At 73.3% G+C, this 17,602-nt stretch carries 16 protein-coding genes; 7 read left to right on the top strand and 9 right to left on the bottom strand.

What is annotated here, in order from left to right; all coding sequences use genetic code 11:
* The first annotated feature begins 155 nt into the window (after positions 1–155).
* Complete coding sequence (locus ACW14Y_RS23640; RefSeq protein ID WP_402722982.1) at positions 156–1,451, top strand: ABC transporter substrate-binding protein; 1,296 nt, start codon at positions 156–158, stop codon at positions 1,449–1,451.
* A gap of 109 nt (positions 1,452–1,560) precedes the next feature.
* On the opposite strand, the gene ACW14Y_RS23635 is transcribed toward ACW14Y_RS23640, so the two are convergent.
* Together ACW14Y_RS23635 and ACW14Y_RS23630 are read right to left on the bottom strand one after the other, a co-directional pair.
* Positions 1,561–2,730 carry a hypothetical protein gene (locus ACW14Y_RS23635; protein WP_456983396.1) on the bottom strand — a complete coding sequence of 390 codons (1,170 nt, stop codon included), beginning with the start codon at positions 2,728–2,730 and terminating at the stop codon, positions 1,561–1,563.
* Between the two features lie 180 nt (positions 2,731–2,910).
* Positions 2,911–4,287 (bottom strand): tetratricopeptide repeat protein, encoded by a 1,377-nt coding sequence (locus ACW14Y_RS23630; RefSeq protein ID WP_030393555.1) that lies wholly within the window; start codon positions 4,285–4,287, stop codon positions 2,911–2,913.
* Positions 4,288–4,613: 326 nt separating this feature from the next.
* Between ACW14Y_RS23630 and ACW14Y_RS23625 the strand changes: the two genes are divergently transcribed.
* On the top strand, positions 4,614–5,321 hold the full coding sequence (locus ACW14Y_RS23625) for a bifunctional DNA primase/polymerase (protein ID WP_380307129.1): 708 nt from the start codon (positions 4,614–4,616) through the stop codon (positions 5,319–5,321).
* A gap of 660 nt (positions 5,322–5,981) precedes the next feature.
* Here ACW14Y_RS23625 and ACW14Y_RS23620 read toward each other — a convergent pair.
* Positions 5,982–6,674, bottom strand: coding sequence for a metal-dependent transcriptional regulator (locus ACW14Y_RS23620; RefSeq protein ID WP_380307127.1), 693 nt, complete (start codon positions 6,672–6,674; stop codon positions 5,982–5,984).
* 221 nt (positions 6,675–6,895) lie between these two features.
* Between ACW14Y_RS23620 and ACW14Y_RS23615 the strand changes: the two genes are divergently transcribed.
* A complete protein-coding gene (locus tag ACW14Y_RS23615; RefSeq protein ID WP_380307125.1) occupies positions 6,896–7,660 on the top strand; it encodes an SIS domain-containing protein in 765 nt (254 codons plus the stop codon).
* A 437-nt stretch (positions 7,661–8,097) separates the two neighbouring features.
* Positions 8,098–9,045, top strand: a complete 948-nt coding sequence (locus ACW14Y_RS23610) for a DUF4231 domain-containing protein (RefSeq protein ID WP_380391801.1) — start codon at positions 8,098–8,100, stop codon at positions 9,043–9,045.
* Positions 9,046–9,393: 348 nt separating this feature from the next.
* On the opposite strand, the gene ACW14Y_RS23605 is transcribed toward ACW14Y_RS23610, so the two are convergent.
* Positions 9,394–10,614, bottom strand: coding sequence for a Rossmann-fold NAD(P)-binding domain-containing protein (locus ACW14Y_RS23605; RefSeq protein WP_456983392.1), 1,221 nt, complete (start codon positions 10,612–10,614; stop codon positions 9,394–9,396).
* A gap of 108 nt (positions 10,615–10,722) precedes the next feature.
* Here ACW14Y_RS23605 and ACW14Y_RS23600 point away from each other — a divergent pair, with 108 nt between their 5' ends.
* On the top strand, positions 10,723–11,415 hold the full coding sequence (locus ACW14Y_RS23600; RefSeq protein WP_456983390.1) for a TetR/AcrR family transcriptional regulator: 693 nt from the start codon (positions 10,723–10,725) through the stop codon (positions 11,413–11,415).
* A gap of 48 nt (positions 11,416–11,463) precedes the next feature.
* Here ACW14Y_RS23600 and ACW14Y_RS23595 read toward each other — a convergent pair whose 3' ends face one another.
* Together ACW14Y_RS23595 and ACW14Y_RS23590 are read right to left on the bottom strand one after the other, a co-directional pair.
* Positions 11,464–12,426 carry a 2-hydroxyacid dehydrogenase gene (locus tag ACW14Y_RS23595; RefSeq protein WP_456983388.1) on the bottom strand — a complete coding sequence of 321 codons (963 nt, stop codon included), beginning with the start codon at positions 12,424–12,426 and terminating at the stop codon, positions 11,464–11,466.
* A gap of 183 nt (positions 12,427–12,609) precedes the next feature.
* Positions 12,610–12,987: an ATP-binding protein gene (locus tag ACW14Y_RS23590; RefSeq protein ID WP_380391810.1), complete on the bottom strand. Its 378-nt coding sequence runs from the start codon at positions 12,985–12,987 to the stop codon at positions 12,610–12,612.
* A gap of 211 nt (positions 12,988–13,198) precedes the next feature.
* Between ACW14Y_RS23590 and ACW14Y_RS23585 the strand changes: the two genes are divergently transcribed.
* Together ACW14Y_RS23585 and ACW14Y_RS23580 are read left to right on the top strand one after the other, a co-directional pair.
* Positions 13,199–14,068, top strand: a complete 870-nt coding sequence (locus tag ACW14Y_RS23585; RefSeq protein ID WP_380307111.1) for a helix-turn-helix domain-containing protein — start codon at positions 13,199–13,201, stop codon at positions 14,066–14,068.
* Positions 14,069–14,070: 2 nt separating this feature from the next.
* A complete protein-coding gene (locus ACW14Y_RS23580; protein WP_380391813.1) occupies positions 14,071–14,265 on the top strand; it encodes a DUF397 domain-containing protein in 195 nt (64 codons plus the stop codon).
* A gap of 57 nt (positions 14,266–14,322) precedes the next feature.
* On the opposite strand, the gene ACW14Y_RS23575 is transcribed toward ACW14Y_RS23580, so the two are convergent.
* The 3 genes from ACW14Y_RS23575 to ACW14Y_RS23565 form a co-directional block, all read right to left on the bottom strand.
* A complete protein-coding gene (locus ACW14Y_RS23575; RefSeq protein ID WP_380435870.1) occupies positions 14,323–14,973 on the bottom strand; it encodes a response regulator transcription factor in 651 nt (216 codons plus the stop codon).
* Positions 14,961–16,208 (bottom strand): sensor histidine kinase, encoded by a 1,248-nt coding sequence (locus ACW14Y_RS23570; protein ID WP_456983385.1) that lies wholly within the window; start codon positions 16,206–16,208, stop codon positions 14,961–14,963. Before ACW14Y_RS23570 ends, ACW14Y_RS23575 begins: the two co-directional genes overlap by 13 nt.
* 181 nt (positions 16,209–16,389) lie before the next feature.
* Positions 16,390–17,595: a helix-turn-helix domain-containing protein gene (locus ACW14Y_RS23565; RefSeq protein ID WP_456983383.1), complete on the bottom strand. Its 1,206-nt coding sequence runs from the start codon at positions 17,593–17,595 to the stop codon at positions 16,390–16,392.
* Between the last annotated feature and the right edge of the window lie 7 nt (positions 17,596–17,602).

Genomic DNA, 17,602 nt, shown 5'->3' with positions numbered 1-17,602 from the left:
CCCGACCGTTCGTGCTCCACTCCCGATCTACACGCGTTCACGCCCGGAGTTCCTCCGCCGTTGGTCGTTTGTTGGCTTTACCGCCCTCTCGGCTTGCGGCACCGGGGATTGGCTGGAACCGGTGCGCAGCAGAGCGCCCCGGGAGGGAAAGACCCATGACCAGCCGAAGGGGCTCGTCCCAGGCCATGAACCCGATCGCAGGACGGCGCAACCGACGCCCGATCGCTGCCGTCGCGACCGCCGCGGCGCTGCTTCCCACCCTCTTCTCGGCCTCCGCGTGCGGCGGACCGGCCGACGCCGCCACCGGTAGTGGCGACCTCACCGTCATGACCTGGGCACCGTCCGGCACCGGCTCGGCCGACCGTCCCGGCATGACGGCCCTGGCCGAGGCCATCGGCCGGGACCTCAACGTCAAGGGCGGCCTCGGCGGCCGCCGGCTCAATGTGATCACCTGCAACGAGCACAACACCGCCGACGGCGCCAAGGCCTGCGCCCAGCAGGCGGTGGACGCCAAGGCCGTCGCGGTGCTGGGCTCCTACAGCCAGTTCGGCGACGACTTCATGCCCGTCCTGGAGCGCGCCGGCATCCCGCTGATCGGCGGCTACGGACTGTCCCAGCCGGAGTTCAGCAGCCCGCTGTCCTACCCGGTGGGCGGCGGCATGCCCGCCCTGATCGGCGGCAGCGGCCGCCAGCTGGTGGAGGCCGGCTGCAAGGCCGTCTCGCTGATCCGCCCGGACACCCCGGCCGGCGACAACCTGCTCGGCTACCTCGGCAACGCGCTCAAGCCGGCCGGGATCAAGCTGCTGGACGTCAAGGCGCCGGAGAAGTCCAACGACTACAGCCCGGTGGTCCGCAAGGCCATCGGCACCGACCAGGCCGGCAACTGCGTCACCAGCGCGCTGGGCGCCGAGCCGACCGGCAACCTGCTCGACGCCTTCCGCCGGACCGGTGCGAAGAACACCAGGATCGCCTCGGTGATCGGCAGCGTGCAGCAGTCGGTGGTCGACTCCACCGGCGGCGACAGCGGCCCGCTCTCCGGTGCCTTCGTGACCGGCTGGTACCCGCCGGAGTCGGCCAAGATCTGGGACGGACTGCGCGCGGTGATCCGCGCCGACTCCGGTCGGCACATCGACGCGGCCGACCCGGGGGTGCAGACCACCTGGGTCGCCTACGAGGTGTTCAAGCAGATCTCCGAGCGCCTGACCGCGGCCGGGCAGACGATCACCAGCAAGGCCGCGACCACCCTGCTGGACGGCGGCGAGCCGATCGACGTCGGGCTCACCCCGCCGTTGAACTGGGCCACCACCAACATGCTGCCGAGCACCGAGTCGCCCCGGCTGGTGAACACCTGGGTCACCTTCCAGGTGGTCAAGGGCGGCCAGATGACCCTGCAGCGGCCCGGCTTCGTCGATGTGCGCTGGGTGCTCACCGGCGGCAAGCCGCCGGCCTGAGCGGACCCGCTGCCCGGGAGGACTTCCGGGAACGGCGGAGGGCCCGACCACTGTCCGTGGTCGGGCCCTCCGCCGTTGTCGCCCCGCCGGTCCCGGCAGGGCGGTGGACTCAGAGGTCGCCGTCGGTGCGGGTGGGCAGGGAGGTCTGGCCCGCGACGGTGTTCCAGAGACCGGCCGCCTGCTTCTTGGCGGTGGTCGCGGTGCCGCTCGCGGCGACGGCGTTCTTGTAGTGCTGGTTGTCGTTCTTCTTGGGGTCGCAGCCGCTCTGCGCGTCCCCGGCCCAGGCCGCGTACTCGTCGTCGGCGGTCGCCGAGGCCGCCCACGCCGCGTTCAGCTGCTCGACCAGCTGCGGACCGCCGGTCAGCTTGTCCGTCTTCAGCCCGGAGAGCTTGCTCTGCAGCTCCCGCCGCTGGCCGGCCGCGGCGGTCAGCGCCTGCTGCGACTCCGGGAGCTTCTCGCACTTCTGCACCGAGGCGACCGCGCCGATCACCGCCTGCCGGCTGTCGTTGGCGGTGCCGAGCAGGTCCGAGAGCGCCTGGGCCTGCGCCTTGACCTCCGGGCTGACGGAGGCGGTGGTCGGGCCCGGGGCCTGCTGCGAGGTGGCGGCGGTGGTGCCGCCGCCGGTGGTCGCCGGGGCGGCCTGGGGCTTCGTGCCGGGCTTGTCGTCGCCGCCGCTCATCAGCACCGCGACCAGGGCGGCCGCGGCGATACCGCCGACCACCGCGCCGCCGATCACCAGCTTGTTGGAGGAGCGGCCGCCGCCGCGCCCGGCCGGGGCCGCGCCGGACCGGTCCGGGTAGTCCGCCGCGGGCCCGTCGGCGTATCCCGGGTGGGCCGGCGGGTAGCCGCCGGCGCCCTGCGGGTCGGCCCCCGGGTACGGCGGCAGGTACTGGGTGGCCTGGCCCGGGTCGGCCGGGTGGCCGGGGTGCGCCGCGCCGCCCCAGCCGGGCGCCGGCATCCCCTGCTGCTGGACCGGCATGGCCTGGGTGGGCAGCACGCTGTCACCGAAGTACTCGGGCTGCCCGGACGCCTGGCCCGGGTAGGGCCCCGGCTGCGGGCCCGACGGCGGTCCCGGGTACGGCGGCGCGGCGGGCTGCTGGCCGTGCGGCGGCCCGGGCTGCGGGAACGGTTGCTGCCCGGGCTGCTGGACCGGCTGCTGGCCCGGTTGTTGGACCGGCTGCTGCCCGGGCTGCTGGACCGGTTGCTGCCCCGGCTCCGGACGGAACAGGTCGTCCAGATTGAAGTCACCGGAGTTGGGGTACGAGCGGCGCTGGCTCAACGCGATTCCTCACCTGTGCACGACCGCGCGCTGACGGCGGACCACATCTCGTCGGTTCTTGGGAGCATCACAGTTCCTTGGACGTCGCGCCCACGCTACCGGTTCACCGAACCGGCCGACCACGTGGGCGGTCCGCCCCTCACCGTCCCCGCACGCTCCGTACCGCCGTGCCACCAGCGCCTACGCGGCCTCCGCCTCCGCCCTGGCCTGGAACTCGCGGACCACCCGCTGCTCCCGGTACGGCTCCAGCCGGCGGCGGAACTCGTCCAGGTACTCCACGCCCCGGTTGGAGCGCAGACCGCTCAGCAGCCGGACCGCCTGCGCGCCCGTCTCGCAGGCGCGTTCCACGTCCCGCTGCTGGAGCTGAGCCGTCGCCAGCAGCACGAGGTCCACCGCGCGGCGCCGCACCCGGGTCGGCGGGTGCAGGTCGAGCGCCCGGCGGGCGTAGTGCTCGGCCTGGCCCGCCTGTTCGAGATCCCGGTGGCAGTGGGCCAGTTCGTCGGCGAGGTAGGCGTCGTCGAAGTGGACGATCCAGTCCGGGTCGTCCTCCGGGCGGCGCTTCTCCATCATCTCCAGGGCCTTGGCGGCCACCGCCTCGCACGCCCGGGCGTCGCCGAGCAGGGCGTGGCCGCGCGCCTCGGCCGCGTAGAACATCGCCATCGCGGTCGGGGTGGCGACCGTCCTGGCGCCCTCCTGGGCGGCCCGGGCGAGCTGGGCGATCTCCCTCGGGTTGCCCAGGGTCGCCGCCAGGTGGCTCATCGAGGCCGCCAGCACGTACCCGCCGTAGCCCCGGTCGTCGGCGGCCTGGGCCAGGCGCAGCGCCTGGATGTAGTACCGCTGGGCGAGGCCGGGCTGGCCGGTGTCCACCGCCATGTAGCCCGCCAGCTCGGTCAACCGCGCGACCGCCGCGAAGAGCTGGCGGCCCGTCTCCTCCCGGTAGGAGCCGCCGAGCAGTCCGGAGACCACGCTGTTGAGGTAGTGCACCACGACCGGGCGGACGTGGCCGCTGCCGAACCGGTGGTCCAGGTCGACCAGCATCGCGGTGGTCGCCTTGATCGCCGCGACATCGGTCGGGCCGACCCGGGTGCCGCCGCTGCGGGCCACCACCGGGTCCGGCGGGGTGATCAGCCAGTCCCGGCTGGGCTCGACCAGGGCGGAGGCCGCCACCGTCGCCCCGGTCAGGAAGTCCCGGCGTCCGACGTCGCTGCGCCAGAGCTCGCAGACCTGCTCGAGTGCGGCGCCCAGCGTCGGCGCGAACTGCAGCCCGATGCCGGAGCTGAGGTTCTTGCCGTCCGCCATGCCGATCTCCTCGACCGACACACTGCGCCCCAGTTTGCGTCCGAGCGCCTCGGCGATCACCGCCGGTGCCTGTCCGCGCGGTTGCTGGCCGCGGAGCCAGCGTGCGACGGAGGTCTTGTCGTACCGCAGGTCAAGACCGTGCTCGGCACCGCAGAGGTTCACTCTCCGTGCCAGACCGGCGTTGGAGCAGCTGGCCTCCTGGATCAGCTGCTGCAGGCGTTCGTTGGGCTGTCGTGCGACAAGTGGTCTCGCGGCCATGGGCTTCGCCTCCCCACACCCTCCGGTCCCGGCCGGCGGGCGACGCTTTCTGCTGATCTCTGTTGCCGAGTTGCCGACTGTCCTACCGTTCAAGGAAACTGACACCAGGTTAGCGATCAGCAACGCCAGCGGGATACCCACGGTGACGATCCCCACCCCCCACGCGCCCGGCAGAATGCTCCCGTGCGCCCCCATTGCGCCCACCCCGCCTCCCCCCGGCGCGCTTCCGCACGGTCCGCCTCACCGGTTCGGGTGAATTGCCACCGCGTGGCGGAACGGCCCGCACCCGACCGTAACCCGCCTCACGCACGGTAGTTGAGCAGCCCGTGGAAGACACCCCCGACTCCCCCGACCAGGGCTCCGACGCAGGACTGCCCCCGCTGCTCGTCGAAGCCGTCAGCTACGCCGAGACCCGTCACTGGGAGGTCGCCCCGGGCGCCTGGCTGATCGACGGCGACGGCCCCGCCCGCTGCTCGTGCGGCGAGCCCCGCTGCGCGCTGCCCGGCGCCCACCCGATCGACGCGGACTGGGCGCGCAAGGCGAGCGCGGGGCCGGGCGCGGTGCGGCGCTGGTGGACGGAGCGCCCGGAGGCGTCGATCCTGCTCCCGACCGGCCGGTCCTTCGACGTCCTGGACGTGCCCGAGGTGGCGGGCTGCCTGGCGCTGGCCCGGATGGAGCGGATGGGCCTTCAGCTCGGCCCGGTGGCGGTGGTCCCGACGGCGCAGGGCCGGGCGGGGCGCCGGCTGCACTTCCTGGTGCTGCCCGGGGTGGCGGCCAAGCTGCCGGAGATGCTCCGCAAGCTGGGCTGGCCGCCGGCCCGCCTGGACCTGGTGGCCCGGGGCGAGGGCGACTGGACGGTGGCCCCGCCGTCCCGGGTCGGCCCGACCGGTTTCGCCCAGTGGGCCCGCTCGCCCTCCGCGCTCAACCGCTGGCTGCCGGACGCCGCCGAACTGATCAATCCGCTGGCCTACGCCTGCGGGCGGGAGGCGCCGTCGGCCGCGGCGCAGGCGGCCCAGCCCGCGGCGGTGCGCTGACCGCGCTCCGGACCGCCGCACCGGCGGCGACCGACGGCCGACTCCCGGCCCGGTGGACCGCCGCCGTGCCGACCCGCTGAACGGCCGAACGGCCGCACCGCCGGACGGCCGACCCTTCCGAGGACTGCCGCCCTACGCCGATCGGGTGAGGGGTGTGCGCCGCGCGAGACCCCGCGCGCGAGTGACGGGCCTTGTCTCCCACCGGAGGCCGGGCCCGTCATACGCATGTGCGGATAAGGGTTCGGTGTACCCGCTGGTCAACGGCGAAAGCCCCTCGTACGAGTGACAACGCTCAAGGATTGCCATGATCGGCCGAGTGGGAGGAATTCCCATGTGAGGGGCCGCCGGACGGGGCGCTCGGTCGGGGAAGCCGGGCGAGGCGGACGGGAGGGACGGAGGGGAACCGGAGGGGACGGGAGGGAAGGGCGGGGCCGCGGTACCGGCCGGGTTCGGGGAGGCCGGTGGCGCGGGAGCGGGAGGGAGCGGGGAGGCGGAAGGGCCCGGTGCACGGGGAGCACCGGGCCCTTCCGGCCGTTCTCGCGCGGCCGTTCGCACGCGGGGCTCGGGCCTGCTGCGGGCCTGCTGCGGGCCCGCGCGGGCCTTCTCGGGCCCGCGGTCGCCCTCCTCGGCCTGCGGTCGCCCGGGCCGCGCTCGCCTTCCTCAGGCCTGCGCGACGAAGACGTGCGCGGCGATCTCCCTGCCCAGCTCGGCCGCGCTGTCGCCGGAGCCCACCATGACCCCGCCCACACCGGCGGTCACCCGCACCGTGGACCCGGGGCGGACCCCGGCCCGGCGCAGCGTGCGCATCAGCTCGCCGTCGGTCTGGATCGGCTCGCCGATCCGGCGGACCACCACGTCGGCGCCGTTCTCGCCCGGCAGCACGGTGTCCAGCGGGACGAGCTCGGCGTCGAAGCCCTCGCCCTCGGCCTTGGCGTCGCCCAGCTCGTCCAGCCCCGGGATCGGGTTGCCGTACGGGGACTGGGTCGGGTGGCCGAGCATCGCGAGCACCTTGCGCTCGACGGTCTCGCTCATCACGTGCTCCCAGCGGCAGGCCTCCTCGTGCACCTGCTCCCACTCCAGCCCGATCACGTCGACCAGCAGGCACTCGGCGATGCGGTGCTTGCGCATCACCCGCACCGCGAGCCGTCGGCCCTCCTCGGTCAGCTCCAGGTGGCGGTCGCCCGCGACCCGGAGCAGCCCGTCGCGTTCCATCCGGCCTACCGTCTGGCTGACCGTGGGACCGCTCTGCTCCAGGCGCTCGGCGATCCGGGCGCGCATCGGGGTGATGCCCTCCTCCTCCAGCTCCAGGATGGTGCGAAGGTACATCTCAGTGGTGTCGATCAGCCCAGACATCGCCGCTGGCTCCGTTCCTCGGGGTCCTCATCGCCAATTCTGACGTACCGCGACGACAACCGGGCCCGCCCCAGCCCTCGGGGGGCGGCATTTCGTGCCTGTTGACAGCGGCACCGGTGAGGCAGCACGGTGCTGGCCGTAGCTTTCTCCACCAGCGGTCCGGACCATCTCGGCCGCGCCACCCGGCCGGGCCCCCCACCGGCAGAGAGCGAAGGCAGCAGATGAGCGAGCTGGTCGGCCGGTACTTCGAGGCCGCGATCGCCCACCTCCAGCGGGTGCGGACGGAGGAGGCGGAGAACATCGACGCGGCCGCCGCCCTGCTCGCCGAGGCGATCGCCGGGAACCGCCGGGTCTTCGCGTTCGGTGCCGGCCACTCCTCGCTGGCGGCCCAGGACGTGGTCTACCGGGCCGGCGGGCTGGTGCCGATCAACCTGCTCGAGGTCCCCGGCATGGCCGGGGTCACGGTGATGCCGGCGCCGCTGTCGAGCGCCCTGGAGCGGGTCTCCGGACTGGCCACCACCACCCTGGACCTCACCCCCGCCACCAGCGGTGACCTGCTCTTCCTGATCTCGCTCTCGGGCCGGCAGACCATGCCCGTGGAGCTGGCCCAGTACGCCCGGCAGCGCGGCCTGAAGGTGATCGGACTGACCTCGCTGGCCTACCCCGGCGCCGTCCCCTCCGGGCACTCCTCCGGCACCTACCTCAAGGACCACTGCGACGTCGTCCTGGACAACAAGATCGCGGTCGGCGACGGCGAGCTGACCCACCCCGGGGCCGAGACCACCTTCGGCCCGGTCTCGACCATCGTCACCAGCGCGCTGATGCAGGCCGTGGTCGCCTCGGCGGTCGAGCGGCTGGCCGACGCGGCCCTCGCCGGCGAGGGCGCCGCCCCGCCGCTGTTCCGCTCGGGCAACGTGCCCGGCGGCACCGAGTGGAACGCCAAGCAGATGACCGACAACGCCGACCGGATCTTCTACACGTTCTGATTCCTTCCGGGACCTTCCGGGGTCTTCCCCCTCCTTCCGGGACTTCTCCGCACCGCCCCGCCCGTTCGACGTAGGAGGGCGCGGCGGCCGGTACCGGGCCCGCTACGCCGCCCGGCCGACCGTCCCGCCGGCCGGCCTGGACGCCGTCGGCCGTCGGGGCGCGCCGCGCGGCGACGGCCGGGGCCGCCCGGGCCCGCGGGGGCGCACCGGCCGACCGTCCGGCGCGGCCCGCCGTGCCGTGCCCACGGCGTGCCCGCGGCACACCCCGTCCGCCGGAGGGCCGGCCGACGCGCCCCGCACCCGCGCCGCCCTTGCCCCACCCACCCCGTCCCGGCCCGTCCACCCGGGCGCACCGGCCTGCCCGCCCAGGCGTACCGGGCCGTCCGCCGGGGCAGAACCGCCGGGGCGGGTGGTGGAGCTGCGAGCGGGGGGACGGGATGACGTCGGGCACGGGCGGGGCGGACCGGGTGGTGCGGGAGCGCGAGCTGCTGCCGGAGCTGTTCTGGGCGGCCGACTCGGCCTCCCAGCAGGGGCAGCACAGGGCCGTCCGGCTCTCCGCCGCCGAACTGCTGCTGCTGGTCGCGGCCGCCACGGCCGGCTCCGCCGACGGCCGGCCGTGGGCCTGGCTCGCCGCCGTCGCCTACCTCGGCGCGATCGGCCTCTCCGCCGTCACCAGCCGGCAGAACCCGCAGGGCCTCTGGTACGAGGGCCGGGCCGCCGCCGAGTCGGTGAAGACCCTGGCCTGGAAGTTCGCCGTCCGGGCCGACGCGGTCCAGCCGCCGCCCCGGCCGCTGCCGGACGCCGAGGGTCTGTACGGCCTCCAGCTCGGCCGGGTGCTGCACGCCTTCCGGGGCAGCCGCGCGGTCGGCCCCGGCCTGGCCGGCCGGCCCGCCGAGAGCCAGATCACCCCCGCGATGCGCGCCCTGCGCGAACAGCCGCTGGCCCTGCGGAGGGACGTCTACCTGCGCGAACGGATCCAGGTGCAGCAGGACTGGTACCGCTCCAAGTCCCGCTACTGCGCCCGGGCCGGCTTCTGGACCGGGGTGGCGGGCGTGGTGCTGCCGCTGCTCGGCCTGGTGCTCGCGGTGCTGCGGGCGCTGGGGCTCTTCTCCTTCGACGCCCTCGGCGCCGTCTCCGCCGTGGCCGCCTCCGTCACCGCCTGGGCCCAGTTGCGCCAGTACCGCCCGCTCGCCGCCGCGTACGGCCTGGCCGCCGACGAACTGGCCCAGATCCGCGCCCAGCTCGCCCACCTCGACCTCGGCTCCCCCGACGCCGAGGAGCTCTGGGCCCGCTTCTCCCGCGACGCCGAGGACGCCGTCTCCCGCGAGCACACCACCTGGCAGGCCCGTCGCGAGGTCAACGGCGCGGCCGACCGGGAGTACTGAGGCCGCGCCGGGGTGCCCGCGCCGACGGCGAGCGGGGCGGAGCCGCGGAATTCCTGCAGGTCGGATGTGCAGGTTCCTGCGGCGGATTCCCCCTCTTCATGATCATTCCGCCTGGCAGAGTTTCGCCCTGCCGGACGCCGGATCCGGCGAACACCCCTGTTTCTTCGGGTCACTGTGGGTACTCATCACCGTCAACCTGGCCCTGTCCACGACGGTCGTCGTCCAGCAGCTGACCACCCCCTGACCCGGGGCCCGGCCGGGAACCGCCGCCGCTCGCGATCACCCCGGCCGGGCCCCGACGACTCTCGCGGCCACCCCGACCGGGCCCGCCTCAGGTCCGTCGCGAGGTCAACCGCTCCGCCGGGCACCCGTCCCGCCCCCGCCCCGCGCGGTCTCGAACCGGCGGTAGTCGGGCAGGTCGAGGTGGGTCGCCTTCCGACCCTCCTCGATCATCCAGTCGAGGATGCGGGGACGGCCCAGCGACCAGTTGCGCAGCCGCAGCCCGACGGCGCCGGGGGCGAGGAACCTGCCCGCGCGGTCGCCGCCCTTCTGGCAGCCCCGGGCGTATCCGCGCAGGAGGCCCTCGTAGCGGGCGAAGGCGGCGGTGTGGTCCCCGGCAGCCGCGGCCAGTTCGCCGGCGAGGACGTACGCGGCGACGATCGCGGTGCCGGTGCCCATGCCGCCGATGGTGGCCCCGCAGGCGGCGTCACCGACGAGGGCGACGCGCCCGGTGGACCAGTTCGGGACGTCGGCGCGGCTGATGGAGTCGAAGTACAGGTCGTCGGCCTCGGCCAGGGAAGCCAGGAGCCGCGGCACCTCCCAGCCCGTTCCGGCGAAGGCCCCGCCGACGATCGCCTTCTGCTGCTCCTGGTCATGGCGGTCGTACGTCAGCGCGGGCGAGGAGAAGACGAAGAAGGCCGCGGCCCTCTCCGGGTCCCGGTGGCTGGTGCCGACGGCGGCGAGCCGCCCGGGCACGTTGAGGCCGACGGAGCCCTCCCCCGGGCCGATGCCCAGGTAGTTGGGCAACGACCAGCCGGCGGCGTAGTGGCCGAGGTGGGTGACGTAGCGCTCCTCGGGACCGTGGGCGAGCCGGCGGACGTTGGAGTGCAGGCCGTCGGCCCCGACGACAAGGTCGAAGGTGCGGGCCTCACCGCCGCGGAAGCGGACGTGGACGCCGTCGGCGTCCTGGCGGAGCTCGCCGACGGACTCGCCGAAGCGGTAGTCGGTGAACGGCCGGCTGTGCTCGTACAGCACGCGGACGAGGTCGCCGCGCAGGACTTCGACGTCGCCGCCGGCGAACTCGGAGGGCAGTTGCAGCCTGGTCCGCCCGCGCTCGTCGACGAAGCGCATCGGGCTGCCGCCGGTGCGGATCCGGCGGAGGTCGTCGAGCACGCCCATGCGCTCCAACACGGTCAGGTGGGTGGTGCCGCGGAAGTCGACGGCCTGGCCGCCGCCGCGCAGGTGCGGGGCCGCCTCGGCCACCGTCACCTCGAAGCCGTACCGGCCGAGCCAGAGCGCCAGTGCCGGTCCGGCGATGCCGGCTCCGGAGATCAGGACCTTCGTGCCCATGGAGTTCCACCCCTCGATCAAAACTGTGTCCAGCGGACGCTGTTTGCTGTTGTGTACGGTAGACACAGTTTTGGGATGTGGCAAGCCTGACGGCGGGCGGGAGAAGCGATGGCGGACGAACTGGCACGGCTGCTCTGGGGTCCGCGGGCCCAGCCCCGGCGAGGCCCCAAACCCGCGCTGAGCCTGGACGGAATCGCCCGGGCGGGCATCGAGGTCGCGGACGCGGAGGGCCTGGCCGCCCTGTCGATGCAGCGCGTCGCCGAGCTGCTCGGCAAGACGAAGATGTCGCTCTACCGGTACGTACCGGGCAAGGCGGAGCTGATCGCCCTGATGACGGACCGGGCGGTCACCGCCCCGCCGGTACTCACGGGCGACGACTGGCGCGCGGACCTGACCGACTGGTCCACGGCCCTGTACCTGGCCTTCGCACGGCACCCCTGGCTCCTGGAGGCGACCGTGGGCGCGCGCCTGATGGGCCCGGGGGAACTGTCCTGGGTGGAACGCGCCCTCACCGCACTGGACGGCAAGGGCCTCACCGGCGGCGAGCGGCTCGACGCCGTCGTACTGCTGACCAGCCACGTCCGCGGCATCGCCCAGCAGTCGCGGGCGAGCGGGACGGAGGCCGAGGCCCACCTCGTCGCAGCCCTCGCCGGAGTACTGCGGGAGCACGGCGAGGACTACCCGGCCACCCTGGCGGCGATGACCGCACCGGCCGAAGGACGGGACCAGGCCCTGACGTTCGGGGTCGAGCGCATCCTGGACGGCCTGGAGGCACTGATCGCCCGACGCGCCGGCCCATGAGGGGACGCCCCGGCCCGCAGGCCGGGGCGTCCCGACGACAGGCCCCCGCTACCGCGACACCGGGGTGACCGGGTCCTTGCCGGCGAGGACGGCGACGACGTTGTCGACGGCCAGGTTGCCCATCGCCTGGCGGGTACGGACGGTGGCGCTGCCCAGGTGCGGGGCGAGGACGGCGCGGTCCTGGGCGAGCAGGGCGGGCGGGACGGCCGGCTCGCGCTCGAAGTTGTCGACGGCGGCCGCGAACAGCGCGCCGGAGTCCAGCGCGGCGGCGAGCGCCACCTCGTCGACGACCCCGGCGGTCATCGACACCACCACCGCGCCGGGCGGCAGCAGGGCGAGCCGGGGGGCGTCCAGCAGGTGCCGGGTGGCCTCGCTCAGCGGGCAGGTCACCACCAGAACGGTGGAGGTGGAGAGCAGTTGCTCCAGCGGCAGCCACTCGGCGCCGTCGGCCTGCTCGGGCGGCAGCGGGTTGCGGTTGTGGTAGCGGACGGGCATGTCGAAGCCCTTGGCCCGACGGGCCACCGCCTGCCCGATCCGGCCCATACCGAGCACGCCCAGCTGGGTACCGGCCAGCTCCAGACCGAGCATGAAGGTCGGCGCCCAGGCCCACGGCTCACCGGAGCGCAGCAGCCGCTCCCCCTCGCCGAGCCGGCGGGTGGCGGCGAGCAGCAGGGCCCAGGCCATGTCGGCGGTGGCGGCGGTCAGCACGCCGGGGGTGTTGGTGACGGTGATGCCGCGCTCGGCGCAGGCCGCCACATCGACGTTGTGGTAGCCGACGGCATGGTTGGCGACGACGGCGAGGTCCGGGCCGGCGGCGTCCAGCAGCTCGGCATCGACCCGCTCGTCGAGGGTGGTGATCAGGGCCCGACGACCGCGCACGGCTTCGAGCAGACCCTCACGGCTCATCGGCAGTTCGGAGTCGTGCAGGGAGACCTCGACCTGCGCGGAGAGGCGCTCGACGACACCGGGCGCGAGACGACGGGTGACCAGGACCGGAGGCTGCTCGTTCACAGGCCCGGAGTTTACGCGGTGGGCCCTCGCCCGGCCCGGGCGAGGGCTTGGGTGCCATAGATGGCACTTACCGGTCGACCGTGCTGCCCGCCCGGTCGACCCGGTCCCGGACCGATCGCGTCAGCAGCTCGCTCACCGCTCCGACCAGCGCCGAGGCGAGGACGAGGAGGGCGGCGACGACGGTCACGCGGCCGAGTCCAGCTCGAACCAGACGAGCTTGCCTCTCTTCTGGGGATCGGCACCCCAGCGCTGGGTCAGCCCCTCGACGAGCTGGAGCCCCCGCCCGCACTCGGCGAGTTCGCCGAGCGCGGGGGATCGTCGCTGTTCGGGGAGGTCGTGGCTCTCGTCGCCGACCGAGACCCGGAGGGTGAGGCCGTCGATGGCGATCAGGACCACGGGGGAGGCGGTACGGCCGTGCCGCCAGGCGTTGACGATCAGCTCGGCGAGCGCGAGCTCGGCGTCGAAGATGCGCGCGTCGTCCCACCCGGCGCGCGACATCGAGTCGCGCAACGACTGACGGGCGAGCATGAGGGAGGGGGAGTTGAGGTTGGGGTTACACACGGGGAAGCTCCCTGCGGGTGTGAGGGCGCTCACCGGAGGCCGATCACGATCAACTGCCCTACAAGCTCGTCCCACTGACGAGCCGTCCGGCGAGCTGTGCATAGCAACTGTAGCCACTAATACCTCAACTATGCAACACGCCCTGTATTCACCCCCCTACAGTCGGTACGCTTCGGATGCGAGGTCACTCATCCGCACAGGAGGCACGCACATGGGCTTCAGGACCGACATCAGCGAACGTCAGCGCCGGTTCGGCGATGAGCTCAGACGACTGCGCAATGCCGCAGGACTGTCCGCCGCCGAGATCGGCGACCTGCTCGGCATGAAGGGCCCCGCCGTCAGTCACACCGAGGCGGGCCGACTCGGCCTCAACCTTGAGCGACTCACACTCTGGCTCGACACGTGCGGCGTCACCGACCCCGACTACCGGGCCGGCCTTGTCGCCATGTGCCAGAGCAACGGGAAAGGGTGGTGGAGCGAGTACCGACCGCACGTGGTGCCGGAATCCCTCGATCTGGCCGAATTCGAAGCCACTTCCACGTCGTTCGGCAGCTACCAGACACACCTGATTCCCGGCCTCCTGCAGACCAAGGCATACAGCGAGGTCATCCTCGGATACACCGAAAGGAAGGTCGAGTTCAGGGGCCGTCGCCAACGGTTGATCACGACGGAGAGCGCCCCGCCCTTCCATGCCGTGATCCATGAAGCGGCCCTGCACATGGCGTACGGAGGTCCGGCCGTGATGCGCGAACAGCTGAGCCATCTGATCGAGATGGCACGCCTGCCGCACGTCACGATCCAGATCCTCCCGTTCGACTGCACGGTCTACGCATCCACCGATACCGCGTTCCTCCTGATGCATGGGCCCCACACCCGCCTGGACACTGTCCTCCTGGAGAACCCGCACGGTCCGACGTTCCTGGGCGATCCCGAGGCAGTGGCCACGTTCCGCCGGAAGTTCGACCGCCTCAAAGGCATGGCACTCCCGTCCTTGGATGCTTCAACCCCCGGGCCGTCTCTCACCCATCGCGACTCGTGGGGGATGATCCAGCACATCCGGTACAAACTCCTGGGGAGGTAGCCATGGGAAACCTCGACTGGCAGAAGTCGAGTTACAGCGGGGACGCCGCCGACTGCGTCGAAGTCGCATCCGAAGGCGAACTCATCCGTATCCGCGAATCCGACGACCCCACAGTCACCATCGCCACCACCAAGGCCAAGCTCGCCGCCTGGCTCCAAGGTGCCAAGGCCGGCGAATTCGACCACCTCACCCACTGACCGTCGCTCCCCGGGCTGCTCCCGCGTCGGCGCGGGAGCAGCGCCAGGCACAGCCGGTCACGTTCCCGACGCCGCCAGGAACCTCAGCACCGCCAGAACGCGACGGTGGTCCGCATCCGCGGCGGGGAGGTCGAGTTTGGCGAAGATGTTGTTGATGTGCTTGGCCACCGCGCTCTCGCCGACCGCCAGCGCCTGCGCGATACCGGCGTTGGAGCGGCCCTCGGCCATGACCCCGAGGACGTCGCGCTCACGCGGGGTGAGCCGTTCCAGCGGGTCGAGGTCGCGGCGCAGCAGGAGCTGCGAAATGACCTGCGGGTCCAGTGCCGTGCCGCCTTCCGCCACCCGCCGCACCGTCGCCACGAACTCCGTGACATCGGCGACGCGCTGCTTGAGCAGGTAGCCGACGCCGCCGGTGTTGGTGGAGAGCAACTCGGCCGCGTACCGCTCCTCCACGTACTGCGACAGCAGCACCACCGCCGTCCCCGGCCAGCGCCGACGGATCTCCACCGCGGCGCGCACCCCCTCGTCGGTGAAGCCCGGCGGCATCCGGACGTCGACCAGGGCGAGTTCGGGCCGGTGCTCCGCCACAGCCGCCAACAGTGCCTCGCCGTCCCCGACTTCGGTGGCGACCTGGAATCCGCCCATCTCCAGCACCTTGACCAGGCCGACCCGCAGCAGCACCGAGTCCTCCGCGATCACCGCCCGCACGGCAACTCCGCCGTCACCGTCGTCGGTCCGCCGACCGGACTGCTGACCTGGAGGGTGCCGTCGATGGAACCGACGCGCTTGGCCAGCCCGTTCAGCCCCGTACCGGCGCGGGCGTCGGCCCCGCCCCGGCCGTCGTCGGTGATGTTCAGCCGCAGCACCTTGCCGACCCGCCGGACGGTCACGTCGGCACGCGTCGCGCGGGCGTGCTTGGTCACGTTGGCCAGCGCCTCCGAGACCACGAAGTACGCGACCGACTCCACGGCGGGCGCCGCCCGCTCCGCCAGATCGACCCGCAGGCGCACCGGCAGGGGCGCCCGGTCGGCCAGTCCGGACAGCGCCGCATCCAGGCCCCGGTCGTCGAGCACCGCCGGATGCAAGCCCCGCACCAGGTCGTTGAGCTCCTCGATCGCCAGCTTGGCCTCCAGATGTGCCCCGGCGAGCGCTTCGCGGGCGCCGGCCGGCAGGTCGGGCTGGGTGGCCATCGCCAGGCCCAGGTTGACCGCGAGCGAGACCAACCGCTGCTGGGTGCCGTCGTGCAGATCGCGCTCGATGCGGCGACGCTCGGCGTCGACGGCTTCGATCAGGTCGGTGCGGCTCTGGTCCAACTCGTCCACCCGTTCGCGGAGCTGCTGGGCCGGGCTGGGCCCGAGCAGAGCCGTCGCCGCCCGCGACTCGCCGCGGGCCACCGCCCCCAACGCCCACGGTACGGCGCAGAGCAGGACGAGTCCGCCGAGCGTCCAGCCCGGCAGTTGTGTCGTGACGCCGAACCACTCCTGGCGCACCTCCACCGGCAGGGCCCACGCCCAGGCGGAGCAGGTGGCGCCCGCCAGGCCCACGGGCAGTGCCATGAGCACCAGCAGTTCCGACACCGCCAGGACCGGGCCCAGCAGGAGGTGGTAGCCGAGCTGCCGCCAGGTGCGCGGCGCGCGGAGCCAACGGACGGCCGCCGCCCACCACCACCGCCGCTCCGGCGCGGGCGTCGGCCGGGGGAGGAACACACCGAGCAGCGCCCGGTGCCGGGCCCGCTGCACAGCCGTCAGCACCGGCACGCAGAGCAGGATCACGGCGGCCGAGACGGGCAGCGCGAGCGGCCAGTGCCCGGCCTCGACAGAAGTCGTCAGGCCCCAGCTCCACACCGGCACCAGCCCCAGGTGCGGCAGGACACCGACGGCCAGGAACCCGGCGTCCCGCCGTGCCCGAAGGACCGAGCGCCGCAGCCCGGGAGGAATCGTCACGGCTCGAACCTAGAGCACCACGACCGGCGGGTGCCATGAGCCCAGGACCCGATTCGATGGTGAAACCAGTACCACCAAGGAGCCCATCTGCCGTCGCTCCAGGTCCTGGTCGGAGCCTCGGAGGCTGCTCCGGGCTGCTCCCGCGTTGGCGCGGGAGCAGCCCGGAACACCCCGCTGAGCTTCAGTCCAGCACCGCCAGCGCATCGACCAGGTCTCGCCCCTCCCGGGCACCTCGTCGGAGCAGGACGGAGGCCACGGTGTGCAGTTCGCCCCAGGAATGCGGTCGGCCGACCTCACTGGCGTCGGTGAGCACACCAAGCGCGCAGGCCAGGGCCTGCTCGGCTTCACCGGCTCCCGCATAGGCGTGCGCCAGACATGCTCCGTACCAGGCACGGTCACGACGAAAACCTGCGCCGAAGCCGTCGAGCCCGTCCCGAAGGCTGTCGACAGCGCTGGACCATCGACCCAGGTGCAGTTCGGCCATGCCCCGCTGGGCGGCGAACCAGGACTCGCCGTAGAAGTACAGCCAGGGCGGGGCGTCGACGATGCCGGTGATGATCCGCTGGGCCTCGTCCAAGCGCCGGTAGGCGCTCACGGCGTCACCGTCCAGGGCGTGTCCACGGCCGGCCATCTGCAGCGCCATGGCCCTGGTCGCCGCACTCGCACCCGGTGTGGCCGCGGCGGCTTCCCCGAGCCGCGTGCAGCGACGGCCGTTCCCCTGTGACCATGCCAGGTGGGCCTTCATGCTCATGGTGGTGGCCGCCATGTCGCCGTATCCGGACTCCAGCGCCCAGTCGTAGGAACGGTCGAACCAGCCGAGCGCGGCCGGGGCGTTGTCCTGGTCCTGCGCCAGCCACGCCAGGAACTGCGCGTACTCCGCGAGGATCTTCACCAGACGGTCGGCCAGCGGTCCGCGCGCCTGGTCGTAGAACGTGGCCACCTGCGTGAACTGCGCGGTGACCACGCCGTTCATCACTCGTGCTCCGAGGGTGTCCTCGGCCCGGCGGTGTTCGGCGAGCAGCCGTTCCACCGCGTCCAGCGAGGTGGCGTCCAGCCGCATCCCGCCCCGTACCCTGACCAGCCGGTCCGCCTCGGGATCGGCCACGACCCCGGGGAGCACCAACGAGGGCAGCGGCAACTCCTCGACCCGTCCCGTCAACAGCTCCGCCGGGACTCCCAACCCGGTGACGATCCGTCGGCGCACCTCGATCGAGGTGACCTCCCGGCGCCGGTTCTCGATCGCCGACACATCCGGCTGGGCGAGCCCGACCAGAGCGCCGAGCCTGCTCTGACTGCTGCGGGTCAGCACCCGCCACTTCTTGAGGACCGCCGGCCAGTCCCCGGCCGCCACCGCGGCTCGCAGATCCGGGTGGGTCCACACGTCCAACTCCTCG

This window comes from Kitasatospora sp. cg17-2 (genome assembly GCF_054031055.1).
The sequence above is the reverse complement of the archived record's forward strand: the minus strand, read 5'-3'. Positions and strand labels throughout refer to the sequence as shown.